The sequence below is a fragment of the Bittarella massiliensis (ex Durand et al. 2017) genome, from assembly GCF_017566145.1.
Taxonomy (GTDB): domain Bacteria; phylum Bacillota; class Clostridia; order Oscillospirales; family Ruminococcaceae; genus Bittarella; species Bittarella massiliensis_A.
In genome coordinates this window covers 1-259 of the sequence record NZ_JABFCL010000106.1, presented here as the reverse complement: position 1 = coordinate 259, position 259 = coordinate 1, and the positions used below count along the sequence as shown (strand labels likewise).

The 259-nt window shown below is 51.4% G+C and carries 1 pseudogene; it reads right to left on the bottom strand.

The window, feature by feature from the left end:
• A pseudogene (locus HJY11_RS13645) lies at nucleotides 1-259 on the bottom strand (phosphoribosylaminoimidazolecarboxamide formyltransferase); the annotation flags it as partial.

Here is a 259-nt window from a genome sequence, read left to right as displayed (position 1 = left end):
CTCAATAACATTGTCATCCCGCACAGATCCACCCGGCTGTGCAATATACTTCACACCGCTCTTATGTGCACGCTCAATATTGTCCCCGAACGGGAAGAATGCGTCGCTTCCCAGCGTCACGTCTGTCATCTGATCCAGCCATGCTCTCTTCTCCTCTGCTGTAAAGACATCCGGTTTCACCTTGAATATCTTTTCCCAAGCGCCGTCCGCCAATACATCCATGTACTCGTCCCCGATATAGAGATCGATCGCGTTGTCG